The sequence below is a fragment of the Streptomyces sp. NRRL F-5126 genome (assembly GCF_000721265.1).
Lineage (GTDB): Bacteria > Actinomycetota > Actinomycetes > Streptomycetales > Streptomycetaceae > Streptomyces.
In genome coordinates this window covers 1-26,065 of the sequence record NZ_JOFZ01000005.1, presented here as the reverse complement: position 1 = coordinate 26,065, position 26,065 = coordinate 1, and the positions used below count along the sequence as shown (strand labels likewise).

The following is a 26,065-nucleotide window of genomic DNA, read 5'->3' as shown; positions in this document are numbered from 1 at the left end:
CCACTGACAATGGGCCCGCCACGCCTCCCACCCTCGTTCCCCCGACCCTCATGAGAATGGATGTTCGATTTTGATGTCAAGCGCACCACGCGGCACGGACACCACCTTCGCCCTCGGCGGCACCCTCACCGTTCCGCGCCTCGGCTTCGGCGCGATGCAGCTTCCAGGACCCGTGGGCGGGCCCGCTCGCTCCCCCGCGCAGTCGGCGGCCGTCGCCCGGCGCGCGGTGGAGCTCGGCGCCCTCCACATCGACACCGCCGCCTTCTACTTCTCGGCCGGCGGCGTCCGCGCCAACGACATCCTGCGCCGCGCCCTCCACCCCTACCCGGAGGGCCTGTCCATCGCCACCAAGGTCGGTCCCCTCCGCAATGAGGACGGCGAGATGGTCGGCGAGGCGGGCCCCGGCCAGTTGCGCGCCGCGGTGCGGCAGAACCTCAAGGACTTGGGCCTGGACGCCCTCGACCTGGTCTACCTGCGGGTGGGCAGGCTCAGCGGGTCCAACGGCGCCCCGCTCGGCGAGCGTTTCGCCGCGCTCTCGCGGCTGCGCGACGAGGGCCTGATCCGGCACCTGGGCGTGAGCAACGTGACGGCCGCGCAGCTCGCCGAGGCCCGGGCCATCGCGCCTGTGGCCGCCGTGCAGAACCGCTACGGCGTGCTCGACCAGGACGACGACGCACTGGTCGACACGTGCGCGGCCGCCGGCATCGCTTTCGTGCCGTTCTTCGCGCTCGGCGGCTCGGGCGGCTCCCTCTCCGACGCGGCCCTGCGCAAGGTCGCGGAGCGGCACGGCGCCACGGAGCACCAGGTCGCGATCGCCTGGGGACTGGCGCGCTCGCCCTCCGTCGTGCAGATCCCGGGCACCGCCTCGCTCGCACACCTGGAGGAGAACATGGCCTCGGCGCAGCTCTCGCTGACCGAGGAGGACATGGCGCTGCTCGCCGCCTGACCCGCGTGGATGCGGCGCCCGACACGCAGGGGCAGACTGCGAGAGCGGGCGACTCGGCGGGTACCGCCCGGAGGAGGCAGCCATGGCCAGGCATGGAGCTCTCGTACCGGCCCGCATACCGGCCGTCGTATCGGCACTCGTACTCGGCGGCGCCTGGTGGTGGGCGGTGGCACGGCTGGTGCTCGCGCCCGAGCACGCGGAGACGGTGGTGAAGGCGGTCGTCGTGGGCGGCTGGGGGCTGAGCCTGCTGCCGATCCATGTGGCGTCCAGGGCGGCGCTCGCGGCCGAGGCGGCGGAGCGGGCCCGGCGCAGGCGGCGGAAGCGGGAGAGGGAGAGGGAACAGGGCGGCGGCCGGCCGTACGGCGGGCACGACGAGGCCGATTTCCTCTGAGCCCCGCGGACGTACGCGAGCCCCGCGTACGTCCGCGGGGCTCACCCGAACGGCCCACGGCGGCGCGGCGACCCCGCGCAGGGCCAGGGGGCCACTCAGCGCCGCTCGGCCGGTACCCCCATGACCTCGCAGACCACGCGCCAGACGTCCTTCGCGTCCCAGCCGTCGGCCAGGGCCTCGTGCACCGTACGGCCGCCCAGCCCGGCCATCACGTGGTCGCGTGCGAAGGAGTCGGCGTACGCGGGGCCGAAGTGCTCGGCCATGCGCTCCCAGAAAATCGTCAACCGCATGCGCCCAGTATCCCGCCCACCGAGTGCCGCCTCGTTGTCAGTGGCGGGGTGCACGATGGGGGCATGGCAGGCAGCGTGCTCGACTCCTTCTCCCCCGCGACCCGCGGCTGGTTCTCAGGGGCGTTCTCCGCACCCACCGCGGCGCAGGAGGGGGCCTGGCGCGCCATCGGCGAGGGCTCGGACGTGCTGGTCGTGGCGCCCACGGGCTCGGGCAAGACGCTCGCCGCGTTCCTCGCCGCGCTGGACGGGCTCGCCTCGGTGCCACCTCCGGCCGAGGCGAAAAAGCGGTGCCGGGTGCTGTACGTGTCGCCGCTCAAGGCGCTCGCGGTCGACGTGGAGCGCAATCTGCGCAGCCCGCTCACGGGCATCAGGCAGGAGTCGGCCCGGCTCGGGCTGTCCGAGCCGGACGTCCGGGTGGGCATCCGCTCGGGCGACACCCCCGCCGCGGAGCGCCGCGCCTTCGCCACGCGGCCGCCGGACATCCTGATCACGACGCCCGAGTCGCTCTTCCTGATGCTGACGTCGTCCGCGCGCGACGCGCTGGCGGGCGTCGAGACCGTGATCCTCGACGAGGTGCACGCGGTGGCGGGCACGAAGCGCGGCGCGCACCTCGCGCTGTCGCTGGAGCGGCTCGACGAGCTGCTGCCGCGCCCCGCGCGCAGGATCGGCCTGTCGGCGACGGTCAGGCCCGTCGAGGAGGTGGCGCGCTTCCTCTCGCCGCAGCGCCGCGTGGAGATCGTGCAGCCGCCGTCGGGCAAGGAGTTCGACCTGTCGGTGGTCGTGCCCGTGGAGGACCTCGGCGAGCTCGGCGGCTCGCCCGCCGCGGACGGCGGCGCCGGGGCCGGCGGAGAGAAGCCGTCGATCTGGCCGCATGTGGAGGAGCGCATCGCCGACCTCGTGCAGGCCCACAGGTCGACGATCGTCTTCGCCAACTCGCGGCGGCTCGCCGAGCGCCTGTGCAACCGGCTGAACGAGATCGCCTACGAGCGCGCCACGGGCGAGGCGCTGCCCGCCGACCACTCCCCCGCCGAGGTCATGGCGCAGGCCGGGGCCGCCCAGGGCGCCCCCGCGCTGCTGGCACGCGCGCACCACGGCTCGGTGTCCAAGGAGCAGCGCGCGCAGGTCGAGGAGGACCTGAAGGCGGGCAGGCTTCCGGCAGTGGTGGCGACGTCAAGCCTGGAGCTCGGCATCGACATGGGCTCGGTCGACCTCGTCGTGCAGGTCGAGTCCCCGCCGTCGGTGGCGTCCGGCCTGCAGCGCGTGGGGCGGGCCGGCCACCAGGTGGGAGCGGTGTCGACCGGCGTGGTCTTCCCCAAGTACCGCGGCGACCTCGTGCAGGCGGCGGTCGTGACGGAGCGGATGCGGGAGGGCGCCATCGAGGCGCTGCGCGTACCGGCGAACCCGCTGGACGTGCTCGCGCAGCAGCTCGTCGCCATGGTCGCGCTCGACACCCGGCAGGTGGACGACCTGCTGGCGACGGTGCGCAGGGCGGCGCCGTTCGCCGCCCTGCCCGAGTCGGCGTTCACGGGAGTGCTCGACATGCTGGCGGGCCGTTATCCGTCGGACGCGTTCGCCGAGCTGCGCCCCCGGGTGGTGTGGGACCGCGTGGCGGGCACGGTGACGGGCAGGCCGGGCGCGCAGCGCCTGGCCGTCACCTCGGGCGGCACGATCCCCGACCGCGGCCTGTTCGGCGTGTTCCTCGCGGGCGCCGACCCGAAGAAGGGCGGCGGCCGGGTCGGCGAGCTGGACGAGGAGATGGTCTACGAGTCGCGCGTCGGGGACGTCTTCACGCTGGGCACGACCTCGTGGCGCATCGAGGACATCACCCGCGACCGCGTCCTGGTCACCCCCGCACCCGGCACGCCGGGGCGGCTGCCGTTCTGGAAGGGGGACCAGCTCGGCAGGCCGCTCGAGCTGGGGCGGGCCGTGGGGGCCTTCCTGCGCGAGGTCGGCGCGCTGTCCGAGGAGGACGCGCGCCTGCGGCTGATGACGGCCGGCCTCGACACGTGGGCCGCCGGGAATGTCCTGTCGTACCTGGACGAGCAGCGAAAGGCGTGCGGGCACGTCCCCGACGACCGCACGATCGTCGTGGAGCGGTTCAGGGACGAGCTGGGCGACTGGCGCGTCGTGGTGCACTCGCCGTTCGGCGCGCAGGTGCACGCACCGTGGGCCCTCGCCCTGTCGTCCCGCCTCGCCGAGCGCTACGGCATGGACGCGCAGGTGATGCACGCGGACGACGGCATCGTGCTGCGGCTGCCCGACGCCGACCTCATGGGGTTCGACCTGCTCGACGCCGAGCCCGCCGCGTCCGAGGCGTCGTACGACAGCGAGCAGCCGCCGGTGGGCGCGGGTGATGTCACGTTCGACGCGGGCGACGTGCGCGGCGTCGTCACGGAGCAGGTGGGCGGCTCCGCGCTGTTCGCGTCCCGGTTCCGCGAGTGCGCGGCGCGCGCGCTGCTGCTGCCGCGCCGCAGCCCCGGCAGGCGCACGCCACTGTGGCAGCAGCGCCAGCGTGCCTCCCAGCTGCTCCAGGTGGCGAGCGAGTTCGGGTCCTTCCCCATCGTTCTCGAAGCGGTGCGCGAGTGCCTACAGGACGTGTTCGACGTGCCGGGCCTCACGGAGCTGATGGGCGACATCGAGGCGCGCAGGGTGCGGCTCGTCGAGGTCACCACGGTTGAGCCGTCCCCGTTCGCACGTTCCCTGCTGTTCGGCTACGTCGCGCAGTTCCTGTACGAGGGCGACTCGCCGCTCGCCGAACGCCGGGCCGCGGCGCTGTCACTCGACTCGCGGCTGCTTGCGGAGCTGCTGGGCCAGGCGGAGCTGCGGGAGCTCCTCGACCCCGCGGTGCTGGCCGAGCTGGAGCGCGAGCTCCAGTGGCTGACGGACGACCGGCGGGTCAAGGACGCCGAAGGAGTGGCGGACCTGCTGCGCGTGCTCGGCCCGCTCACGGCCTCGGAGCTGGCGGAGCGCGGCTCCGAGGCGGACTGGGCCGGACAGCTGGCGGCGCACCGCCGCGCCATCGAGGTCCGGATCGGCGGCGCGGAGCACTGGGCCGCCGTCGAGGACGCGGGCCGGCTGAGGGACGCACTGGGCACGGCGCTGCCCGTCGGCGTGCCCGAGGCGTTCATGGAGCCGGTCAAGGACCCCCTGGGCGATCTGCTCGCGCGCTACGCCCGCACCCATGGCCCCTTCACGTCGGCGCAGGCCGCCGCCCGGTTCGGCCTCGGCACGGCCGTCACGGACGGCGCGCTGCACCGGCTCGCGGCGGCAGGCAAGGTCGTGCAGGGCGAGTTCCATCCCGAGGGCATCGGCCAGGAGTGGTGCGACGCGACGGTGCTGCGCAGGCTGCGCCGCCGCTCGCTGGCCGCGCTGCGCGAGGAGCTCGAACCGGTCGCGCCGACGGCGCTCGCGTCCTTCCTGCCGCAGTGGCAGCACCTGGGGGCGCACCGGCTGCACGGCATCGACGGCCTGGCCCGCACCGTCGAGCAGCTGCAGGGCGCCGCCGTGCCGGCGTCCGCGCTCGAGCGGCTGGTCCTGTCCTCGCGGGTCTCCGGTTACGCCCCGGCGATGCTGGACGAGCTGACCACCACGGGGGAGGTGCTGTGGGCGGGCGCGGGCGCCCTGCCGGGCAAGGACGGCTGGGTGTCGCTGTACCTCGCCGACACCGCGCCGCTGCTGCTGCCTCCGCCGCACCCGCTGGAGCTCACCGCGGTGCACGAGTCCGTGCTGACCGCCCTGAGCGGGGGCTACGGCCTGTTCTTCCGGCAGATAGCGGAGCAGGTCCGCGCGACGACGCACCCCGACGCCACGGACCCGCAGCTCGCGGACGCCGTCTGGGACCTCGCCTGGTCGGGGCGGCTCACCAACGACACGCTCGCGCCGCTGCGCTCCTACCTCGGCTCGGGGCGTACGGCGGGGGCGACGGCGCACCGTGCCCGCAGGTCCGTCCCCCGGGGCCGGTACGGTTCACCGGCGGCCGCCGCGAGGACCGCTTCGCGTGCCGGCCCGCCGACGGTCAGCGGCCGCTGGTCGCTGCTGCCGGGCCGGGAGCCGGACGCGACGCATCGCGCACACGCGCTGGCCCGCGCCCTGCTGGACCGGCATGGCGTCGTGACGCGCGGGGCGGTCGCGGCCGAGGGTGTCGAGGGCGGGTTCTCCGCCGTGTACCGGGTGCTTTCCGCGTTCGAGGACAGCGGCCAGGCGCGCCGCGGCTACGTGGTCGAAGGCCTTGGCGCAGCGCAGTTCGCCATGGACGGCGCCGTGGACCGGGTACGCGCGGCGGCCACGGCGCGTGAGCGGGCGGCGGCGCACCCGCGACCGCAGGCGGTCGTCCTCGCCGCGGCCGACCCCGCCAACGCGTACGGCGCCGCGCTGCCGTGGCCCGAGCCTCCGGAGGATGCGAGCCACAAGCCCGGCAGGAAGGCGGGCTCCCTCGTCGTGCTGGTCGACGGGGAGCTGACGCTGTACGTGGAGCGTGGCGGCAAGACCCTGCTGTCCTGGGCCGCCGACCCGGAAGGACCCGGGTTCGCCGCGGCGGCCGGCGCACTCGCGTCCGCGGCCGCGGCAGGGGCGCTCGGCACGATCACCGTGGAGCGGGCGAACGGCGCCGCCGCGCTGACGTCACCGCTGGGAGCGGCGCTCGAGGCCGCCGGGTTCCACGCGACGCCGCGCGGGCTGCGGCTGAGGGCGTGAAGCCGTGCCCGAGGGAGACACCGTGTGGCGTGCGGCGCGGATGCTGCACGCGGCGCTGGCGGGCAAGGCGCTGGTGCGCTGGGACCTGCGGGTGCCCAGGTTCGCCACGTCCGACCTGGTGGGCCGGGCCGTGCTCGACGTCACCCCGCGCGGAAAGCACCTGCTGACGCGCGTCGAGGGCGGCCTGACGCTCCACACGCACCTCGGCATGGACGGCGCCTGGCGGGTGTACGAGGGCGACCGCCGCTGGGGTGGTGGACCCTCCCACGAGATCCGCGCGGTCGTCGGCTCCGTCGACCGTACGGCGGTCGGCTACCGGCTCAAGGTGGTGGAACTGCTGCGCACCGCCGAGGAGGACCGCGCCGTGGGCCATCTGGGCCCCGATCTGCTCGGGCCCGGCTGGGACGGCGAAGCGGCGCTGGGGAACCTGCTCGCCGACCCGGCACGCCCGGTGGGCGAGGCACTGCTCGACCAGCGCAATCTCGCGGGCGTCGGCAACATCTTCAAGTCCGAGACGTGTTTCGTGGCGCGCGCGAATCCTTGGAGTCCGATCGGCGAGGTCGCCGGACCCGGGCGGCTCGTCGTCGCGGCGAAGCGGCTGCTGGAGATCAACAAGAAGCTTCCGAGCGGCAGCCGCCGCCTGCACGTGTACGGCCGCAGGAACCTCCCGTGCCCGCGGTGCGGGACCCCTGTCCGCAGGGACGTGCAGGCGGAGCGCCCCACCTACTGGTGCCCCCGCTGCCAGCCGGGCCCCACCGGCTGAGCGGCGGGTACGCCCGTCAGCCGCCTGACGCGCTCTCCGCCTGGAACATCCAGCTGTGCTTCTCCAGGTCGCCGGTGACCTGGATCAGCAGATCCTGCGTGATCGGGTCCGGCTCGTCCGTCACCTCGACGCGTTCACGCATCCGGGTGATGACCGCCTGCAGCGCGTCCACCATGGTCTGCACGGCGTCGGCGTCCTTGATCCAGCCGCTCTTGACCTCGCTGATGGCGCTCTGCGCCGCGACGGTCGCCGCGCGGCCGTCCGGTGTCACGCCGATCGCGGACGCGCGTTCCGCGACCGTGTCCTGGTGGGCACGGGCCGACGTGACGACCTCGTCGAGTTGCAGATGGATGGAGCGGAAGCGCGGGCCCACCACGTTCCAGTGGACCTGCTTCGCCGTCAGACCGAGGTCGACGAGGTCGGCGAGCGCTCCTTGCAGGGCCTCACCCACCACCTTGAGATCCGCCTCGGAAAGGGAACTCTTCACGACCGACATATGACCTCCAGTTCCGAACGGGCGTCCGGGGACGGCGAAGCCCCCGGCCTGTACTCGTTTCGGGTACCTGCCGGGGGCTCGCCTCAAACCCGTGGAATCCGATCAGGCGGCGACGACGTCGACCGCCTCCGTGGGCGCCTTGATCGTGACACGTTCCGTCGGCACCTTCGGCACCGAGGTCACGGCGAGGGAGCCCAGCATCGGACGTACTGGCACGGGTACCGGCTCGTCGGCGGTCGCCGACGCGGCCAGCTCGGCCAGCGACAGTTCGTCGCTCACTTCCCGCATGAGTTCGGACATCCGTACGTCAAGCGCGTCGCAGATCGCGGAGAGCAGCTCGGAAGAAGCCTCCTTCTGCCCCCGCTCCACCTCGGAGAGATAGCCGAGCGAGACTCGGGCGGACGAGGAGACTTCGCGCAGAGTACGGCCCTGGCGTTGGCGCTGCCGACGCAGCACGTCACCAAGCAGGCGACGGAGCAGAATCATCGGTGGCTCCCTCCTCGGACCGTGTAGCCGCATCCTTCACGCCCCACCGTACCGCCTGGGGACGCGGCCGTGCGGGGAGCGATGTCGTGTTCACTCAGGGCTGCAAACATCAAGTCCCCCCGTTTTCTTCCGTATCCTGTGCCCGCTCGTTTCCCGGCAGTTCCCCGAGGAGCAGAGCGAGAGCGCCGCGGACGGTCTCTTTACGAATGTCCGCACGGCCGCCGTTCAATCGCAGCGACCGCACTTTGTCCTCGCCGCCGGGCCCGGCGATCGCCACGTGAACGGTCCCGACGGGCTGCCCGTCCTGCGGTTCGGGGCCCGCCACGCCCGTCGTCGCCACCCCCCAGTCGGCGCCGAGCGCCCGGCGCACCCCTGCGGCCATGGCGCGGGCCACATCGGGGTCCACGGCGCCGCGCTCGTCGAGCAGTCGCCCGTCGACGCCCAGCACGTCGCGCTTCAGGTCGGTCGCGTACGCCGTCACGGAGCCGCGGAAGGCCCGGGAGGCGCCGGGCACGGAGGTGACCTCCGCCGCCACGAGCCCACCGGTGAGGGACTCCGCGGCCGCGAGGCTCGCGCCGAGCTCCGTCAGCCGTGCGACGACCGCTGCCGCGGCGCCGCCCGCTCCGGGGTCCGCGGTCACCGCCGCGGCCCCGTCGCGCCCGTCCCGGGCCCCGCCTCCGCGGAGGCCGCCGCGCGCTGCGCGGCGAGCCCCTTGCGCCGCAGCACGACCGCCTGGCGCACATAGTCGAGGCCGGTGACCACCGTCAGCACGACGGCGACCGCCATCACCCAGAAGCGGAAGGTGCCCCACCAGTCCGTCAGCGCCAGCACGTACATGCCGACGGCCGTGCCCTGCGCGAGCGTCTTCATCTTGCCGCCGCGGCTGGCCGCGATCACCCCGTGTCTGATCACCCAGAACCGCATCAGCGTGATGCCGAGCTCCCTCGCGAGGATGACGGCGGTGACCCACCACGGAAGGTCGCCGAGCGACGACAGGCAGATCAGCGCCGCTCCCATGATCGCCTTGTCGGCGATGGGGTCGGCGATCTTCCCGAAGTCGGTGACGAGGTTGTACGTGCGCGCCAGATGGCCGTCGAAGACGTCGGTGATCATGGCGACGGCGAACGCCGCCCACGCCCAGGCGCGCCAGACGGGGTCGTAGCCGCCGTTCTGCAGCATGAGCACCACGAAGGCCGGGACGAGCAGCAGCCGGACCATGGTCAGCAGGTTCGCCACGTTCCACAGGCTCGCCTCGTCGACGGCCCCGGCCCCCAGCTTCCCCGCGGGCGCCGGCTTGGAGCCGGCACCGCCCGTCGCGGACGCCGGGGCTCCCGTCATCTGGCCGCCTCCTCGCCTGCGGGCCGGAGGTGGTCCTCCGGAAGCGCGGTGTGCTCGGCGACGAGGTCGACGCCCCCGCTGCCGGTCACCTTCGCCTCGACCATACGGCCGGGGCGCAGGTCCGCACCCGAGATGAGGACCACCTGGCCGTCGGTCTCCGGCGCCTGATGGGCGGCACGGCCGACGGCCACGGCGCCCTCGACGCCGGTGTCCGCGACGTCGGTGGACTCCACGAGGACCTCGATCGTCTCACCGAGGCGGTCCTGGGCCCGCTGGGACGTCAGTTCCTCAGCCAGGCGCGAGAGATGGGCGAGCCGCTCGGCGACGACGTCCTCGTCGGTCTTGGTGTCGTAGCCCGCGGCCTCCGTGCCGTCCTCGTCGGAGTAGCCGAAGACGCCGATCGCGTCCAGCCGCGCCTCGGTGAGGAACCGTTCAAGCTCGACGAAGTCGGCCTCGGTCTCGCCGGGGAAGCCGACGATGAAGTTGGATCTGACACCCGCCTGCGGCGCCTTGTTCCTGATGGCCTCGAGCAGCCCGAGGAAGCGTTCCGTGTCGCCGAAGCGCCGCATGGCCCGCAGCACGCCGGGCGCCGAGTGCTGGAAGGAGAGGTCGAAGTACGGGGCGACCTTCGGGGTCGAGGTGAGCACGTCGATGAGGTCGGGCCGCATCTCGGCGGGCTGCAGGTAGCTGACCCGGATCCGCTCGATCCCGTCGACTGCGGCCAGCTCGGGCAGCAGGGTCTCAAGCAGCCGGATGTCCCCGAGGTCCTTGCCGTAGGACGTGTTGTTCTCGGAGACGAGCATGACCTCCTTGACGCCCTGCTGCGCCAGCCACCGCGTCTCGCCGAGCACGTCGCTCGGGCGGCGGGAGATGAAGGAGCCGCGGAAGGAGGGGATCGCGCAGAACGAGCATCGGCGGTCGCAGCCGGACGCCAGCTTCACCGACGCGACGGGGCTCGTGTCCAGTCGCCTGCGCAGCGGCGCGCGGGGGCCGGAGGCGGGCGCGATGCCCTCGGGGAGGTCGGCGGGCGCCGGTGCGATGTCGCCGTGGCCCGGCAGCGCGACACCCTCGGCGCTCTGCCGCTCCACGGGGCTGAGCGGCAGCAGCTTGCGCCGGTCGCGGGGCGTGTGCGAGGCGTGGATGCCGCCGCCCAGGATGGTGGACAGGCGGTCGGAGATGTCGGCGTAGTCGTCGAAGCCGAGCACGCCGTCGGCTTCCGGCAGGGCGTCGGCCAGTTCCTTGCCGTACCGCTCGGCCATGCAGCCGACGGCGACGACGGCCTGGGTTCTTCCGTGGTCCTTGAGGTCGTTCGCCTCGAGCAGGGCGTCGACGGAGTCCTTCTTGGCGGCCTCGACGAAACCGCAGGTGTTGACGACGGCCACGTCCGCGTCGGCGGCTTCCTGGACGAGCTCCCAGCCGTCCGCCGCCAGGCGGCCTGCGAGCTCCTCGGAGTCCACCTCGTTACGGGCGCAGCCAAGGGTGACGAGAGCGACGGTGCGGCGATCGGGCATGGGCTCAAGACTACGTTGTCCGGGCGCCGCCCAGCTCGCGCAGGGGTGCCGGCGGCGCCGGGGCCCCGCGCGGCGCCGGATCCCCCGCACGGCGCGGACGGAGGGCTTCTCAGCCGACCGACGGGTCGCCCTGCGTGTAGGAGAGGCGTTCGACCTGGCCGGAGCGGAACTGGTCGTCGACCTTCTTGCCGTTGACGTAGAGCTCTATGGCGCCCGCGTTGCCGAGGATGAGGTCGACGCGCTTGTCGTCCTGGAACGTCTTGGACTGGCCCTTGTCGAGGATGCCGTCGAAGAGCAGCTTGCCGTTGTGCGCCTTCGCGGAGATCCAGCTCTTCGCGTCCACGGCGGACAGCTTCACCGTCACCTTGTCGCGGGGCGCGGCGGCGATGGCGCTGTCCGAGGCGGCGGGGTCGGGCGCCGTCGTCCCCTTCTTCGAGTGGGTGGGACTCGGACTCGACGCGGAGGCGGACGGGCCACCTGCCTCGGTGGCGGCCGTGTCCTTCGACGAGCCGTCCGAGCCGCTGCTGTGGAAGGCGGTGAAGCCGACGAAGCCGGCCACGGCGACGATCGCGGCGACCATGGCCGCCGTCCAGTTGGGCCTGCGCCGCTCCGGCCTGATCCGCTCGGCCTCGAAGAGCGGCGCGGCCGGAGTGGCGGTCGTGGCGGGCCGCCCACCGTGCTCGGTGTCGAACTGCTCGACGAGCGGGCCCGGGTCGATCCCGACCTCGTGCGCGATCATCCTGATGTGCCCTCGGGCGTACACGTCGCCGCCCGAGCGGGTGAAGTCGTCGTTCTCGATCGCGTGCACGATCGGGACGCGGACACGGGTGGCGGCGCTCACGCCCTCGATCGTCAGGCCGGCCGCGATCCGCGCCCGCCTCAGGGCCAGGCCGATCGGGACGCGGTCCTCGGACGCGGGGTGCGGAGCGTTCGGGTCGTCTTCCGGTGAACTGCCGTCAGATGAGTTGCCGATGGACACGGGTGCGCCTTTCGAGCGTGCAGCCACCTGCTGGACGCTCAGTCTAGGGGTGGTGCGAAAGGGTGGGGCAAGCGGGAGGACACACTTGTACGCCGCCGCAACGGGACGACGGCGCGGGATCGGGAGGGCTCGGTGCGCCCTCTCTCCCACCTTGACGTACGGCCGCGGAAAAGGGTTGCCCCGCCACTTGTCTCTAGGAAGACTCCCCCCGGATGACCGACAGCACACCGTCGAGCTCGTCGGCCTTCACAAGAACGTCACGCGCCTTGGACCCCTCGCTCGGCCCGACGATGTTCCTGGACTCCATGAGGTCCATGAGACGGCCCGCCTTCGCGAACCCGACGCGCAGCTTGCGCTGCAGCATCGACGTGGAGCCGAACTGGGTGGAGACGACCAGCTCGGCCGCCTGGCACAGCAGGTCGAGGTCGTCGCCGATGTCCTCGTCGATCTCCTTCTTCTTCTGCGTGCCGACGACCACGTCCTCGCGGAAGACGGGCGCCATCTGGTCCTTGCAGTGCTGGACGACGGCGCCGATCTCCTCCTCGGTGACGAAGGCGCCCTGGAGCCGCGTGGGCTTGTTCGCGCCCATCGGCAGGAACAGGCCGTCGCCCTTGCCGATGAGCTTCTCCGCGCCCGGCTGGTCGAGGATGACGCGGCTGTCGGCGAGCGAGGAGGTCGCGAACGCCAGCCGTGAGGGGACGTTCGCCTTGATCAGGCCGGTGACGACGTCCACGGACGGCCGCTGGGTGGCGAGCACCAGGTGGATGCCGGCCGCGCGCGCCAGCTGGGTGATGCGGACGATCGCGTCCTCGACGTCGCGCGGCGCGACCATCATCAGGTCGGCGAGCTCGTCCACGATCACCAGCAGGTAGGGGTACGGCTGGAGCTCGCGCTCGCTGCCCTCGGGCAGCTTGACCTTGCCGTCGCGCACGGCCCGGTTGAAGTCGTCGATGTGGCGGAAGCCGAACGCGGCGAGGTCGTCGTAGCGCAGATCCATCTCGCGCACCACCCACTGGAGGGCCTCGGCGGCGCGCTTGGGGTTGGTGATGATCGGGGTGATCAGGTGCGGGATGCCCTCGTAGGCGGTGAGCTCGACGCGCTTGGGGTCGACCAGCACGAGCCGCACGTCCTCCGGCGTGGCCCGCATCATGACCGAGGTGATGAGGCAGTTGATGCAGGAGGACTTGCCGGATCCTGTGGCACCCGCGACGAGCATGTGGGGCATCTTCGCCAGGCTGTGCATGACGTAGCCGCCCTCGACGTCCTTGCCGAAGGCCACCAGCATCGGATCGGCGTCGTCGTCGCCCGCGAGCCTGAGCACGTCGCCGAGGTTGACCATCTCCCGGTCGGTGTTGGGGATCTCGATGCCGACGGCGGACTTGCCGGGGATCGGGGAGATGATCCGCACGTCGGGGCTGGCGACCGCGTAGGCGATGTTCTTGGCGAGCGCGGTGATGCGCTCGACCTTCACCGCCTTGCCGAGTTCGACCTCGTAGCGCGTGACGGTCGGGCCGCGGGTGAAGCCGGTCACCGCCGCGTCGACCTTGAACTCCGTGAAGACCGTCGTCAGCGACTGGGCGACGGCGTCGTTCGCCGCGGTGCGCGTCTTGCCCGGACCCCCGCGCTCCAGCAGGTCTATCGACGGGAGCGAATAGGTCACGTCGCCCGCGAGCTGGAGCTGCTCGGCGCGCGGCGGCAGCCCGCCCGCCGGTTCAGGCGAGGGCTTGGTCAGGTCGGCGAAGGCTCCGGGGCGCGGCTTGCCGCCGGCCGGCGGGTTGCTCTCGGCTTCCGAGGGCGTCTCGGAGGCCTTGGTGGCAGCGCCTCGGGCGCCCGGCACGGAGGTGGAGCGCTCGGTGTCCGTGGCGTCCGCGCCGTCCTCCGCCTCGGGGCGGCGCACGCCTCCGGTCACGCCCTGGGTGAGGTCGGCGACCAGCGGGGAGGGCGGCATGCCGTTGAGCACGGCGCCGTCCAGGGCCGCGGCGGCGGCCGCAGCCACGTCGACCGGGTCCATGTGGCGTCCGAACTGCGGCTCGGAGGACGGCCTGCGCGGCTTCTTCCGCTTGGCGAACGCGTCGGCCTCGGCCCGGTCGTGGTCGAAGACGGCGTCGCCGCCGCTCCGGGACGCCCCACCGCGCCTGCTCCGGACAGCGGGCGACGGTGTGTCACGCCACGGTTCGTCGTAGGGCGCGCCGTCACCGTCGTCGCCGTCGTGCCCGGCGTATTCCCCGGCGAGTTCGGCGGCCTCCTCGTCGGTCGGGGCGATGACGCGCAGCCGGATGCCGAGCAGCCTGAGCCGCTGCGGGATGGCGTTGACCGGGGTCGCCGTGACGACGAGCAGCCCGAAGACCGTCAGCAGGAGGAGCACGGGCACGGCGAGCGCGGTGCCCATCGCGAAGATCAGCGGTTCGGACACCGCCCACCCGATGAGCCCTCCCGCGTCCCGCATGGCCTGCATGCCTGCGGTGCGGCCCGGCGCCCCGCAGGCGATGTGGACGAGCCCGAGCACGCCGAGGACGAGGGCGGACAGGCCGATGACGATGCGCCCGTTCGCCTCGGGCCGCTGCGGATAGAGGATCAGCCGTACGGCGATCGCGCCGAGCAGTATCGGCACGAGCAGGTCGAGGCGGCCGAACGCGCCGGTGATGAGCATGGTGACGAGGTCGCCCACGGGGCCCTGGAGGTTGGACCAGGTGCCGGCCGCGACGATCAGCGCGAGCGCGAGCAGCAGCAGGCCGATGCCGTCCTTGCGGTGCGCGGGATCGAGGCCCTTGGCGCCGCGCCCTATGCCCCGCATCGCGCCACCCAGGCCGTGCGCGGTCCCCAGCCATACGGCCTTGACGAGGCGGTAGACCCCGCCGGTGGGCGACGGCGCGGGCCTCGGGGCCGGTTTGGCCGCGGCCTTCTTGGCGGGCGCCTTCTTCGCCGGGGCCTTCTTGGCTGCCGCCTTCTTCGCGGGGGCCGGCTTCTGTGCGGCCTTCCTCGCCGGCGGGGCGGCGGCCTTCTTCGCCGCGCCGGTCGTCCGGGCGGCGCGCGGCTTCGCGGTGCCCGCCGCTCCCTGAGAACCCTTGCCGGACGTACGTGAGGCCATGGTGGTGAGGTTACCGGGACGAAGCGCCGGGGACACCTGTGGCCACTGCTTCACCCGTTCGTGTCGAGACCTGACGCGGCGGGCGCTGATGCCCCGTCAACGGCGCCTGGACGTCCGCGGTGGCGCGTCAGCGCTGCGGCGGGAACATCGGCGCCGACCCGTCGCTGCCGGGGCCGAGCGCGTCCAGCGCGCGGCGCAGCGCGGTGAGTTTGCGCTCCAGGTGCGCGGCGGTGGCGACAGCCGACGCGTCCGCCGCGTCGTCGTCGAGCTGCTTGGACAGCGCCTCGGCCTGCTCCTCGACCGCCGCCAGACGCGCGGACAGTTCGGAAAGCAGCCCGGCGGGCTCCCCGGCCGCCTCGCCGACACCTGCCAGTTGCAGCCGCAACAGCTCGGCCTGCTCCTTGAGCTGGCAGTTCTTCATGTACAGCTCGACGAAGACGGACACCTTCGCCCGCAGCACCCAGGGGTCGAACGGCTTGGAGATGTAGTCGACCGCGCCCGCCGCGTAGCCGCGGAACGTGTGGTGGGGGCCGTGGTTGATGGCCGTGAGGAAGATGATCGGGATGTCGCGGGTGCGTTCACGGCGCTTGATGTGCGCCGCCGTCTCGAACCCGTCCATCCCCGGCATCTGGACATCCAGCAGAATGACCGCGAAATCATCCGTCAGAAGCGCCTTGAGTGCTTCCTCCCCTGACGATGCCCTCACCAGTGTCTGATCGAGCGCGGAGAGGATCGCCTCCAGCGCGAGCAGATTCTCCGGCCGGTCATCGACCAGGAGGATCTTGGCCTTCTGCACCATGGCCACCCGCCCTCCTCCTCGCCCCGGCGACGGCCGCTCCCCGGCACCGGCTCGCGGTCCTGGACCGCGCTCCCCACCAGAGGAAGGCACCCGTGCGCCGTCCGTCCTTGTGCCGGTCATGGTAGCCGCACCCCGCCTGTCGCCACACCCTGTCACCGCTATGTCACGGCGCACTAACATGTAACGCGGCGAGATCGTGGAACGTTCCCGGCACCTCTGTCACACACACCGTGCCACACCCCCCGCGCCACGGCCCCGGGCGCCCCCGGCGGGAGCCTCCCGGGCGGCGCCGCGGCTCACCCCTCCCGCATGTAGTCCGCCATCATGGTCAGCAACTGGTCCGAATCGACCGGTTTCGTCACATAGTCCGATGCACCCGACTCGATGGCCTTCTCCCGGTCTCCCTTCATCGCCTTCGCGGTGAGCGCGATGATCGGCAACCCCGAGAACTGCGGCATCCTGCGGATCGCCGTCGTCGTCTCGTAGCCGTCCATCTCCGGCATCATGATGTCCATCAGCACCACGGTGACGTCGTCGTGCTGCTCCAGCACCTCGATGCCCTCCCGGCCGTTCTCCGCGTAGAGGACGGACAGGCCGTGCGCCTCCAGGACACTGGTGAGGGCGAAGACGTTGCGCACGTCGTCGTCGACGATGAGCACCTTCTCCGCGTTGAAGGACACCGTGGCCCGCACAGCGGCCGCGGCCTGCTCGGCGGAGCCTTCCACGGACCGCGTCTGCTCGGCGGGCTGCACGACCGCAGGCACGTGCTCCGGCCGCTCCTGCGCGCCCTTCGCCCGCGCACCCTTCGCCGGGGCGCTGCTCGCCCGCCCCGCTCCGGCCGCGCCCGGCTGCGGCTGCGCGGCGCCGCCCGAGGGCAGCTCGGGCGCCTGGGTCCGCGCCTCGACCCTCGCGGGCGCCTCCGCCTGGCCGCCGCCGCTCTCGGACGCGGCGCCCTGCGGGGCGTCCCGGTTCGTGTGGGACACCTGCGGGTAGCCCTGCGGCGGCAGTTCGCTCGGGTGCAGCGGCAGGTAGAGGGTGAACGTGGAGCCGCGGCCCGGCTCGCTCGCCGCGTGGATCTCGCCGCCGAGCAGGCGCGCGATCTCCCGGCTGATGGACAGGCCGAGGCCCGTGCCGCCGTACTTGCGGCTCGTGGTGCCGTCGGCCTGCTTGAACGCCTCGAAGATCACCCGCATCTTGCTCGCCGCGATGCCGATACCGGTGTCCGTGACGGAGAAGGCGATCAGGTCGCCGTCCGCCTCACGCAGCGAACCGGCCTCAAGCAACTGCTCCCTGATCGCGACCGGCACGTCGGTGCCCGCGGGCCTGATCACCAACTCCACGGCGCCCGTGTCGGTGAACTTCACCGCGTTCGACAGGAGGTTGCGCAGCACCTGCAGCAGCCGCTGCTCGTCGGTGTGCAGCGTGGCGGGCAGTTCAGGGGAGACCCGAACCGAGAAGTCGAGCCCCTTCTCCGCCGTCAGCGGCCGGAACGTCGCCTCCACGTAGTCGACGAGCTGGACCAGCGCGATCCGCGTCGGGCTGACGTCCATCTTGCCCGCCTCGACCTTCGACAGGTCGAGGATGTCGTTGATGAGCTGGAGCAGGTCGGAGCCGGCCCCGTGGATGGTCTCCGCGAACTCGACCTGCTTGGGCGACAGGTTCGACTCCGCGTTGTCCGCGAGGAGCTTCGCCAGGATCAGCAGCGAGTTCAGCGGCGTGCGCAGCTCGTGCGACATGTTCGCCATGAACTCCGACTTGTAGCGCATGGAGACCGCGAGCTGCTCGGCGCGCTCCTCCAGCACCTGCCGCGCGTCCTCGATCTCGGTGTTCTTGTACTCGATGTCCCGGTTCTGCCGGGCCAGCAGCTCGGCCTTCTCCTCCAGTTCGGCGTTGGACGCCTGCAGCGCCTTCTGCCGGTTCTCCAGCTCGGCCGACCGCTCCCTCAGCTGTTCGGTCAGCTCCTGCGACTGCTTGAGGAGCACGCCCGTCTTGGAGTTCACGCTGATGGTGTTGACGCTGGTCGCGATCATCTCGGCGATCTGCTTGAGGAAGTCGCGCTGGATCTGCGTGAACGGCTGGAACGACGCCAGCTCGATCACGCCGAGCACCTTCCCGTCGAAGATCACCGGCAGCACGATCACGTGGGCGGGCGACGCCTCGCCGAGTCCGGAGGAGATCTTCAGGTAGCCGGGCGGCACGTTGACCTGGATCGTGCGCATCTCCTCGGCCGCCGTGCCGATCAGCCCCTGACCCGGGCGGAACGACGTGGGCATCGAACCGGCCGAATAGCCGTAACTCCCGCGCAGGTACAGCTCGTAGCCGCCGTCCTTGCTCGTGTCGGCGCCCAGATCCGCGGCCGTTCCCGTCTGCATGGCGAGGAAGAACGCGCCGTGCTGCGCGGACACCACAGGCGTCAGCTCGCTCATGATCAGCGAGGCGACGTCGTCCAGGTCGCGCCGCCCCTGCATCAGGCCCGAGATGCGCGCCAGGTTGCCCTTGAGCCAGTCCTGCTCCTCGTTGGCGATCGTGGTGTCCCGCAGGTTGGCGATCATCGTGTTGATGTAGTCCTGCAGATCCTTGATCTCGCCCGCCGCGTCCACGTCGATCTTCACGCCGAGGTCGCCGCGGGTCACCGCCGTCGCCACGTTGGAGATCGCCCGCACCTGGCCGGTGAGGTTGCCCGCCATCTCGTTCACGGATTCCGTCAGGTCGCGCCACGTGCCGTCCGCGGCGCGCACGCGTGCCTGGCCGCCCAGGATGCCCTCCGTGCCCACTTCGCGGGCCACGCGCGTGACCTCGTCGGCGAAGTTCGACAGCTGGTCGACCATCGTGTTGACGGTGTTCTTCAGCTCCTGGATCTCACCGCGCGCGTCGATGTCGATCTTCCGCGTCAGGTCGCCCTTCGCGATCGCCGTGGTGACGGTCGCGATCTGCCGCACCTGACCTGTCAGGTTCGACGCCATCAGGTTCACCGAGTCGGTGAGGTCCTTCCACGTGCCGGACACGCCGGGCACCCGCGCCTGGCCGCCCAGCTCGCCCTCGGTGCCCACCTGCCGGGCGACCCGGGTCACCTCGTCGGCGAACGACGACAGGGTGGTCACCATCGTGTTGACGGTGTCGGCGAGCTCGGCGACCTCGCCGCGCGCCTCGACCGTCACCTTCTTCGTCAGGTCGCCGTGCGCGACCGCCGACGAGACGCGCGAGATGTTGCGCACCTGGCTCGTCAGGTTGTTCGCCATCGTGTTGACGTTGTCGCTGAGGTCCTTCCAGATGCCGACCACGCCACGCACCCTGGCCTGGCCGCCCAGGATGCCCTCCGTGCCCACCTCGCGCGCAACGCGCGTGACCTCGTCGGCGAAGTTCGACAGCTGGTCGACCATCGTGTTGACGGTGGTGACCAGATCGAGGATCTCACCCTTCGCGTCGACCGTGATCTTCTTCGACAGGTCGCCCATCGCGACCGCGGTGGTGACCTCGGCGATGTTGCGGACCTGCGACGTCAGGTTGTTCGCCATGAAGTTGACGGACTGCGTCAGGTCCTTCCACGTGCCGGCGACACCCTTCACCTCGGCCTGTCCGCCCAGCATGCCCTCCGTGCCCACCTCGCGCGCAACGCGCGTGACCTCGTCAGCGAAGCTGGAGAGCTGGTCGACCATCGTGTTCAGCGTCGACTTCAGCTCGAGGATCTCGCCCTTCGCGTCCACGCTGATCTTCTGCGAGAGGTCGCCGCGCGCGACGGCAGTGGCGACCTGGGCGATCGAGCGGACCTGGTCGGTCAGGTTGCCCGCCATACCGTTCACGGAGTCCGTCAGGTCGCGCCAGACGCCCGCGACACCCGGCACCTGCGCCTGACCGCCCAGCCTGCCGTCCGTGCCGACCTCGCGCGCAACGCGCGTCACCTGGTCGGCGAAGGCGGAGAGCTGGTCGACCATCGTGTTGATCGTGTTCTTGAGTTCGAGGATCTCGCCCTTGGCGTCCACCTCGACCTTCTTGGACAGGTCACCGCGCGCCACGGCCGTCGTCACCTGGGCGATCTGGCGCACCTGGTTCGTCAGGTTCCCCGCCATGAAGTTGACGGAGTCCGTCAGCTCCTTCCACGTGCCGGAAACACCCGGCACGCGCGCCTGACCGCCGAGGCGGCCCTCGGAGCCGACGTCCCGCGACATGCGCGTCACCTGGTCGGCGAAGCTGGACAGCTGCGCCACCATCGTGTTGACGGTGTTCTTCAGCTCCAGCATCTCGCCGGCGACCTCGACCTGGACCTTCTGCGACAGATCGCCGTTGGCCACCGCCGTCGTCACCTGCGCGATGTCGCGCACCTGGCCCGTGAGGTTGCGGAACGCGTTGTTGACGGAGTCGGTCAGGTCCTTCCAGGTGCCCGCGGCGCCCGGCACGTGCGCCTGGCCGCCGAGGCGCCCCTCGACGCCGACCTCGCGCGCGACGCGCGTCACCTCGGAGCCGAACGACTGCAGCTGGTCCACCATCGTGTTGACGGTGTTCTTCAGCTCCAGCATCTCGCCGGCCACCTCGACCTCGACCTTCTGCGACAGATCGCCGCTGGCCACCGCTGTCGTCACCTGCGCGATGTCGCGCACCTGCGTGGTCAGGTTCCTGAAGACCGTGTTGACGGAGTCCGTGAGGTCCTTCCACGTGCCCGCCGCGCCCGGCACCTGCGCCTGGCCGCCGAGCAGCCCCTCGGCGCCGACCTCGCTCGCCACGCGCGTCACCTCGTCGGCGAACGTCCGCAGCGTCTCCGTCATCTGGTTGATCGTGTCGGCGAGCTGCGCCACCTCACCGCGTGCCGTCACCGTCACCTTCCGCGACAGGTCACCGTTGGCGACGGCCGTCGTGACGGACGCGATCCCACGGACCTGGCTGGTCAGGTTGGTCGCCATCGTGTTGACGGAGTCCGTGAGGTCCTTCCACACCCCCGCGACACCCGCGACCTCCGCCTGACCGCCGAGCTCGCCCTCCGTGCCCACCTCACGGGCCACCCTGGTGACCTCGGAGGAGAACGAGGACAGCTGGTCGACCATCGTGTTGACGGTGTTCTTCAGCTGCAGCATCTCGCCGGCGACGTGCACCGTCACCTTGCGCGACAGGTCACCCTTCGCGACAGCCGTCGTCACGAGCGCGATGTCACGCACCTGCGCCGTCAGCCGGTACGCCATCGTGTTGACGGAGTCCGTCAGGTCCTTCCAGGAGCCGGCCATGCCCCGGACCTTCGCCTGACCGCCGAGCTTGCCCTCCGTGCCCACCTCGAGAGCGACGCGCGTCACCTCGTCGGTGAACGCCGACAGCTGGTCGACGAGGTTGTTGACCGTGCGCGCCACCTTCAGGAACTCGCCGCGCAGCGGCCTCTCGGCCGTCGTGCCCTGACCGCCTTCGGCGAGCGACCGCAGCTCCATCCGCTGTGCGAGATCACCCTCGGCGACCGCGGAAAGCACCCTGCCGACCTCGGACACCGGCCGCGCGAGATCGTCGACGAGCGTGTTGGCCGCGTCGATCGCCGAGGCCCATGACCCCTCGCAGGTGCCCGTCTCCAGGCGCTCGGTGAGCTTTCCCTCACGGCCGACCACCCTGCGTACCCGGGCGATCTCACCCGTGAGGTGCAGGTGGCGGTCGGCGACCTCGTTGAACACCGCGGCGATCTCCGCCATGGTGTCGTCGCCGGTCACGGTCAGGCGCCGGCGGAAATTGCCGTCCCGCATCGCGATCAGACCCGTGAGCAGTCTGTTCAGGGCCGCCGAGTCCACCTCGGTCGTCCCGCCGCTCCGGGACCGTCCGCCTTTCGCACGCGCTCGTCCTTCGCGCGCCGCCACGCCAGACTCCACCGTGTCCCTCCCACAGGGGTCGACCGTACTTGTCCGGTCTCTCACCGGAAGCCTGCCCAGTGTTTCACCATGCTGGAACCAGGCGATAACAGTTCGGCAGCTTCCTTCAGCGTCGCATCCCGCGCCACGTCCCCGAAGGACGGAATCCGGGCGGACCGGCATCCACCAAGGCAGCGAAGGTAAGTAACCTTGGCGGCGGCTGTCCACCCGTCCCGGTCCGCCCGGCAAGGGGCGGTGTGACGAGTACTACGACCGGGTAGCGGGAGGGGCGGGGCCGTTTCATGGCGGAGCCTGACGTGCAAACGCGTACGAGGAGTTCTGTGATCACCGCGCGGGCGGCTGCCACCTTCGACCCCGAAGGCCGGTCCGTCGCGGCCGCGCGGGCCTTCGTGCGCGACACGCTCCAGGGCTGGGGCTGCTCCGATGTCGTCGACGACGCGGTAGTCCTGACCAGCGAACTCGTCACCAACGCCGTCATCCACGCGGGCACGGCGGCCGACGTGCGCTGCCTGCGCACGGAGCAGGGCGTGCGGGTCGAGGTCGCCGACCGCTACCCGGAGCGCGAGGTGCCCGTGCAGGCCACGGGCCATGCGATCGGCAACCTGGACAGCGAGCACGGCAGGGGGCTGCTGCTGTGCGCCGCGCTGGCCTCCCGCTGGGGCGTCGAGTACACCCCCTCGTACAAGCAGGTCTGGTTCCAGCTGGACATGCCGGAACGGCCCGTCGGCACCCGCTCCGCCGGCCCCCTGCTGCCCACAGCGCTGCTGCCCACCGCCGACGACCGGGTACGCGTCGCGGTCGTCCAGGTCGACGAGTCGGCCATCGTCGAGGGCTGGAACGAGGACGCAGAGGCACTCTTCGGCTACACCGCGGAGCAGACCGTCGGCAAGCCGCTCTCCGACCTCGCGGCCTGGCCGCACACCCCCGGCACGAGCATGGGAATCGTCGAGGCCCTGCGGCTGTCTCGCTGGGAGGGCAGCTACGGCATCAGGAACGCCGACGGCAGAGTCATCCCCGTGTACGCCTCCCACCTGCGCGTGCGCGACACCCAGGGCGAGCCGTCCACCGTCTGCCTGCTCGTACGCGACTACGAGCGCGCCGTCATCCAGACCCCGCCGCGCCAGGCCGCCAAGGAGGCGAGCGGCGAGAACCGCACCGCCGACCCGTTCGAGGTCTTCATCGGCTCGCCCGCCCCCGACGACCTCGACGGCCTCCTGCAGCGCACCGTGGAACGCTCGCGCGACATGCTCGAGGGCGACGCGGCATTCCTCCTGCTCGCCACCGACGACGAGACGGAACTCGAGGTGCGCGCCACCACGGGACTGCCCTCCGCGCGCCAGCGGTTCGCGCGCGTGCCCGTCGAAGCCGGCGCCGGACGGTACGGCTCGGCCCGCCTGCCCGCCGTCCACGACGACCTCGCCGCCCTGCCCGGCGCCGTACCCCTCCTCACGGGCACCGGCATGCGTTCCGTCGTGACCGTCCCCCTCAAGGTCGAGGGCCGCCTCACCGGTTCGCTCGGCGTGGCCGCCGAGGCGCCGGGCCGCTACTCCAACGAGCAGGCGCTGCGACTCCAGTTCGCGGCCGACCGGATCGCGCTCGCCGTCGAATCGGCGCGCCTCGGGGAGCTCGAGCGGCTGCGACGCGGCTCGCTGTCGTTCCTCGTGGAGGCGTCCGACCTGCTGGCGGGCACCCTGGACCACAACCAGACGCTCGCTCTCATGTCGCAGATGACGGTCCCCACCCTCGCCACCTGGTGCGCCGTCTACACGATCGCCGACACGTCGTCCGAGCCCGAGCTGTCCTTCGTGCTGCACGAGGACGAAGACCGCATCGACGGCCTGAAGGCGCTGCTGTCCAAGATCAGCCCACCGGAGCCGCTCCCCACCCCGGGCGCCCGGCTGTGGACCGCCCCCGCCGACGCGGCGCACCAGTCGGCGCTGCGCACGTCCATGCGGGAGCTCACGACCGGCTCGTCGGCGGCGGGCTCGGGGGTCGGGCCCTCCCTCGCGACGGCCGCCGCCGTCGGCGGGGAGACGGTCGTCCTGCCGCTCGTCGCACGCAACCGCGTCATCGGCATGCTGACGCTCGGCAAACCGTCCGACGACCACTTCCGCCAGGAGATCCTCGAACTCGCCGAGGACCTGTCCCGCAGGGCGGCACTCGCCCTCGACAACGCGCGCCTGTACTCCGAGCGCACCGCCATCAGCCAGTCACTCCAGCGCAGCCTCCTGCCGCCCGAGTTGCCCGTGATCCCCGGCGTCGAGGTCGAGGTCATCTACCGGGCCGCGGGCGAGGGCAACGAGGTCGGCGGCGACTTCTACGACCTGTTCCCCATCAAGGACGGCGTCTACGGCTTCGCCATCGGGGACGTCTGCGGCACGGGCCCGGAAGCCGCGGCGGTCACGGGCCTCGCACGCCACGCGCTGCGCCTGCTGGCCCGGGAGGGTCTCGGCGGCCCTGCGGTACTCGAGCGGCTCAACGCGGCCATCCTCGACGAGGGCGCGCGCAGCCGGTTCCTCACGCTGCTCTACGGCGAGCTGCGCCCCCAGGAGGACGGCAGCGCGCTGCTCAACGTCGTCTGCGCCGGCCATCCGCTGCCGCTGCGGCTGCGGCAGGACGGCTCCGTCGACCCGGCCGCCGAGCCGCAGACCCTGCTCGGCGTGATGGACGACCTCGACCTGTACGAGCAGACCGTCACGCTCGACCCCGGCGACGTCCTGCTCTGCGTCACCGACGGAGTCACCGAGCGGCGGGAGGGCACGCGCATGCTCGGCGACGACGGCCTGGCCGAGGTGCTCGCCACCTGCACGGGCCTCACGGCGGGCGCGGTCGCCGCACGCATCCTGCGCGCGGTGGAACGGTTCGCCGCCGCGCCGGCCTCGGACGACATGGCCATCCTCGCGCTGCGCGTCCCGGAACCGCAGGCGTGAGGGCGGTTCAGGCCTGCTTCTCCTTGGCCCTGTCGTACGCGGCGCGCGCCTCGACGACGTCCCCGAGGCTCGCCTCCGCCCACCGCGCGAGCGCCCACACCTGATCGGCGGCCTGACGCCCGAGCGGCGTCAGCGAGTAGTCCACGTGCGGGGGGATGACCGGCTTGGCGTCCCGGTTGACGAACCCGTCGCGCTCCAGCGTCTGCAACGTCTGCGCCAGCATCTTCTCGCTCACGCCGCCGACCTCGCGCCGCAGCTCACTGAACCGGAACGACCCCTCCGTCAGTACGGCGAGCACGAGGACACCCCAGCGGCTGGTGACGTGCTCCAGCACGACTCGCGACGGGCACATGAACCGGTTCACGTTCGGCGCTTCCTCGAAGGGCGGCGCGCCCGCAGCGAGGAACTGTGCGACCTCGGACTTTGCACCAACGCTCATGCCAGTACCTTACTTCAAAGTGGGTACTTACGAATCTTCCGGTACCACCCATACGGTAGGCGGGTCGCACTACGTACCGAACGGAAAGAGAACCAACCACATGAGCATCGTGATCACCGGCGCGACCGGACAGCTGGGCCGCCTTGTCGTGGCCGACCTGCTGGCGGCGGGTGTGCCTTCCGGCGACATCACGGCGGTGGCCCGCAGCGAAGGGAAGGCCGAGGACCTGGCAGCGGCCGGCGTGCGGGTGCGTGTCGCGGACTACGACGACCCGGGATCCTTCAAGCCCGTCATCGGGCAGGGCGATCGCGTGCTGCTGATCTCCGGTACGGACATCGGCAGGCGAGCCGGGCAGCACGCGGCCGTGATCGACGCGGCGAAGGAGGCGGGCGCCGCGCAGCTCGCGTACACGGGCGTCTTCGGCGGCCCGGCCGCGGATTTCCTGCTGGCCGCCGACCACCGCGAGACGGAGCAGCTGATCCTCGACTCGGCCGTGCCGTACACGTTCCTGCGGAACGGCTGGTACACGGACGCGCCGTCCTTCACGGCCGATCTGCCGGGCATCCTGGAGCGCGGCGCGATCATCGGCAGTACGACGGAGGGCGCGCGCATCGCCACGGCGCCGCGAACGGACTATGCGGAGGCAGCGGCGCTCGTGCTGCGTGAGGACGGCCATCTGGGCAAGGCGTACGAGCTGAGCGGCGACGTGGCGTGGGCGTTCGACGAGTTCGCCGACGAGGTGTCACGGCAGTCCGGCCGGCGGGTGGTTCACCGTGCGGTGTCCCCGGCGGAGCACAAGGCCGCTCTCGTCGGCGCCGGCCTGCCCGAGGGCTTCGCTGAGGTGCTGGTGGACGTGGACGCGGCGATCAGCCGTGGGTTGCTGGCGGGCACTCCCGGCGATCTGTCCCGTCTCCTCGGGCGCCCGACGACCCCGCTCGCGGACTCGATCGCCGAGGCGCTCGCGCAGGCGGTGGAAAAGTAATCCGGGAAATGCGAAAAGGCCCGCACCAGATGGTGCGGGCCTCCCCGGTCCTGCAACGTATTGTTCGGCGGCGTCCTACTCTCCCACAGGGTCCCCCCTGC

17 protein-coding genes are annotated in these 26,065 nt (G+C 71.9%); 6 read left to right on the top strand and 11 right to left on the bottom strand.

Translation table 11 applies throughout. The features are described 5' to 3' along the window. Nucleotides 1-73 precede the first annotated feature (73 nt). Together IH48_RS0111365 and IH48_RS36980 are read left to right on the top strand one after the other, a co-directional pair. Nucleotides 74-946, top strand: coding sequence for an oxidoreductase (locus tag IH48_RS0111365; protein WP_030902519.1), 873 nt, complete (start codon nucleotides 74-76; stop codon nucleotides 944-946). An 82-nt stretch (nucleotides 947-1,028) separates the two neighbouring features. After that, nucleotides 1,029-1,337, top strand: coding sequence for a hypothetical protein (locus IH48_RS36980; protein WP_037841703.1), 309 nt, complete (start codon nucleotides 1,029-1,031; stop codon nucleotides 1,335-1,337). Between the two features lie 95 nt (nucleotides 1,338-1,432). Here the strand turns inward: IH48_RS36980 and IH48_RS0111355 are convergent, their stop codons facing one another. Further along, on the bottom strand, nucleotides 1,433-1,627 hold the full coding sequence (locus tag IH48_RS0111355; RefSeq protein WP_030902515.1) for a DUF3046 domain-containing protein: 195 nt from the start codon (nucleotides 1,625-1,627) through the stop codon (nucleotides 1,433-1,435). 63 nt (nucleotides 1,628-1,690) lie between these two features. Here IH48_RS0111355 and IH48_RS0111350 point away from each other — a divergent pair, with 63 nt between their 5' ends. Together IH48_RS0111350 and IH48_RS0111345 are read left to right on the top strand one after the other, a co-directional pair. Next, nucleotides 1,691-6,319, top strand: a complete 4,629-nt coding sequence (locus tag IH48_RS0111350) for an ATP-dependent helicase (RefSeq protein ID WP_030902513.1) — start codon at nucleotides 1,691-1,693, stop codon at nucleotides 6,317-6,319. A 4-nt stretch (nucleotides 6,320-6,323) separates the two neighbouring features. Continuing rightward, nucleotides 6,324-7,082: an Fpg/Nei family DNA glycosylase gene (locus IH48_RS0111345; protein ID WP_030902511.1), complete on the top strand. Its 759-nt coding sequence runs from the start codon at nucleotides 6,324-6,326 to the stop codon at nucleotides 7,080-7,082. A gap of 16 nt (nucleotides 7,083-7,098) precedes the next feature. Here the strand turns inward: IH48_RS0111345 and IH48_RS0111340 are convergent, their stop codons facing one another. The 9 genes from IH48_RS0111340 to IH48_RS0111300 all read right to left on the bottom strand — a co-directional run bounded on the left by IH48_RS0111340 (nucleotide 7,099) and on the right by IH48_RS0111300 (nucleotide 21,613). Beyond that, a complete protein-coding gene (locus IH48_RS0111340; RefSeq protein WP_030902508.1) occupies nucleotides 7,099-7,578 on the bottom strand; it encodes a Dps family protein in 480 nt (159 codons plus the stop codon). Nucleotides 7,579-7,680: 102 nt separating this feature from the next. Then, on the bottom strand, nucleotides 7,681-8,064 hold the full coding sequence (locus IH48_RS0111335) for a helix-turn-helix domain-containing protein (RefSeq protein WP_030902506.1): 384 nt from the start codon (nucleotides 8,062-8,064) through the stop codon (nucleotides 7,681-7,683). A 109-nt stretch (nucleotides 8,065-8,173) separates the two neighbouring features. Further along, nucleotides 8,174-8,704 carry a CinA family protein gene (locus IH48_RS0111330; RefSeq protein ID WP_030902503.1) on the bottom strand — a complete coding sequence of 177 codons (531 nt, stop codon included), beginning with the start codon at nucleotides 8,702-8,704 and terminating at the stop codon, nucleotides 8,174-8,176. After that, entirely contained in the window at nucleotides 8,701-9,402 is a 702-nt protein-coding gene (pgsA, locus tag IH48_RS0111325; RefSeq protein ID WP_030902500.1) for a CDP-diacylglycerol--glycerol-3-phosphate 3-phosphatidyltransferase, read from the bottom strand. The genes IH48_RS0111330 and pgsA overlap by 4 nt, the downstream gene beginning before the upstream one ends. Then, nucleotides 9,399-10,913, bottom strand: a complete 1,515-nt coding sequence (rimO, locus tag IH48_RS0111320) for a 30S ribosomal protein S12 methylthiotransferase RimO (RefSeq protein WP_051839595.1) — start codon at nucleotides 10,911-10,913, stop codon at nucleotides 9,399-9,401. Before rimO ends, pgsA begins: the two co-directional genes overlap by 4 nt. Before the next feature lie 109 nt (nucleotides 10,914-11,022). Then, complete coding sequence (locus IH48_RS0111315; RefSeq protein ID WP_030902494.1) at nucleotides 11,023-11,892, bottom strand: helix-turn-helix domain-containing protein; 870 nt, start codon at nucleotides 11,890-11,892, stop codon at nucleotides 11,023-11,025. 193 nt (nucleotides 11,893-12,085) lie between these two features. After that, nucleotides 12,086-14,980: a DNA translocase FtsK gene (locus tag IH48_RS0111310; RefSeq protein WP_037841699.1), complete on the bottom strand. Its 2,895-nt coding sequence runs from the start codon at nucleotides 14,978-14,980 to the stop codon at nucleotides 12,086-12,088. Between the two features lie 127 nt (nucleotides 14,981-15,107). Beyond that, a complete protein-coding gene (locus tag IH48_RS0111305) occupies nucleotides 15,108-15,779 on the bottom strand; it encodes a response regulator (RefSeq protein WP_030902488.1) in 672 nt (223 codons plus the stop codon). Between the two features lie 296 nt (nucleotides 15,780-16,075). Further along, nucleotides 16,076-21,613 carry a HAMP domain-containing protein gene (locus IH48_RS0111300; RefSeq protein ID WP_199809934.1) on the bottom strand — a complete coding sequence of 1,846 codons (5,538 nt, stop codon included), beginning with the start codon at nucleotides 21,611-21,613 and terminating at the stop codon, nucleotides 16,076-16,078. Between the two features lie 281 nt (nucleotides 21,614-21,894). On the opposite strand from IH48_RS0111300, the gene IH48_RS0111295 reads away from it, so the two are divergent. Further along, nucleotides 21,895-24,543, top strand: a complete 2,649-nt coding sequence (locus IH48_RS0111295; protein WP_037841697.1) for a SpoIIE family protein phosphatase — start codon at nucleotides 21,895-21,897, stop codon at nucleotides 24,541-24,543. Nucleotides 24,544-24,550: 7 nt separating this feature from the next. Here the strand turns inward: IH48_RS0111295 and IH48_RS0111290 are convergent, their stop codons facing one another. Next, complete coding sequence (locus IH48_RS0111290; protein WP_051839658.1) at nucleotides 24,551-24,895, bottom strand: winged helix-turn-helix transcriptional regulator; 345 nt, start codon at nucleotides 24,893-24,895, stop codon at nucleotides 24,551-24,553. Nucleotides 24,896-25,082: 187 nt separating this feature from the next. Here IH48_RS0111290 and IH48_RS0111285 point away from each other — a divergent pair, with 187 nt between their 5' ends. Further along, nucleotides 25,083-25,964, top strand: coding sequence for an SDR family oxidoreductase (locus IH48_RS0111285; protein ID WP_030902477.1), 882 nt, complete (start codon nucleotides 25,083-25,085; stop codon nucleotides 25,962-25,964). The last annotated feature ends 101 nt before the right edge of the window (nucleotides 25,965-26,065 follow it).

Coding starts and splice junctions, on each gene's coding strand:
- IH48_RS0111365 (WP_030902519.1), top strand. CDS start 74: ATGTCAAGCGCACCACGCGGCACGGACACCACCTTCGCCCTCGGCGGC.
- IH48_RS36980 (WP_037841703.1), top strand. CDS start 1,029: ATGGCCAGGCATGGAGCTCTCGTACCGGCCCGCATACCGGCCGTCGTA.
- IH48_RS0111355 (WP_030902515.1), bottom strand. CDS start 1,627: ATGCGGTTGACGATTTTCTGGGAGCGCATGGCCGAGCACTTCGGCCCC.
- IH48_RS0111350 (WP_030902513.1), top strand. CDS start 1,691: ATGGCAGGCAGCGTGCTCGACTCCTTCTCCCCCGCGACCCGCGGCTGG.
- IH48_RS0111340 (WP_030902508.1), bottom strand. CDS start 7,578: ATGTCGGTCGTGAAGAGTTCCCTTTCCGAGGCGGATCTCAAGGTGGTG.
- IH48_RS0111335 (WP_030902506.1), bottom strand. CDS start 8,064: ATGATTCTGCTCCGTCGCCTGCTTGGTGACGTGCTGCGTCGGCAGCGC.
- pgsA (WP_030902500.1), bottom strand. CDS start 9,402: ATGACGGGAGCCCCGGCGTCCGCGACGGGCGGTGCCGGCTCCAAGCCG.
- rimO (WP_051839595.1), bottom strand. CDS start 10,913: ATGCCCGATCGCCGCACCGTCGCTCTCGTCACCCTTGGCTGCGCCCGT.
- IH48_RS0111310 (WP_037841699.1), bottom strand. CDS start 14,980: ATGGCCTCACGTACGTCCGGCAAGGGTTCTCAGGGAGCGGCGGGCACC.
- IH48_RS0111305 (WP_030902488.1), bottom strand. CDS start 15,779: ATGGTGCAGAAGGCCAAGATCCTCCTGGTCGATGACCGGCCGGAGAAT.
- IH48_RS0111295 (WP_037841697.1), top strand. CDS start 21,895: ATGGCGGAGCCTGACGTGCAAACGCGTACGAGGAGTTCTGTGATCACC.
- IH48_RS0111290 (WP_051839658.1), bottom strand. CDS start 24,895: ATGTGCCCGTCGCGAGTCGTGCTGGAGCACGTCACCAGCCGCTGGGGT.
- IH48_RS0111285 (WP_030902477.1), top strand. CDS start 25,083: ATGAGCATCGTGATCACCGGCGCGACCGGACAGCTGGGCCGCCTTGTC.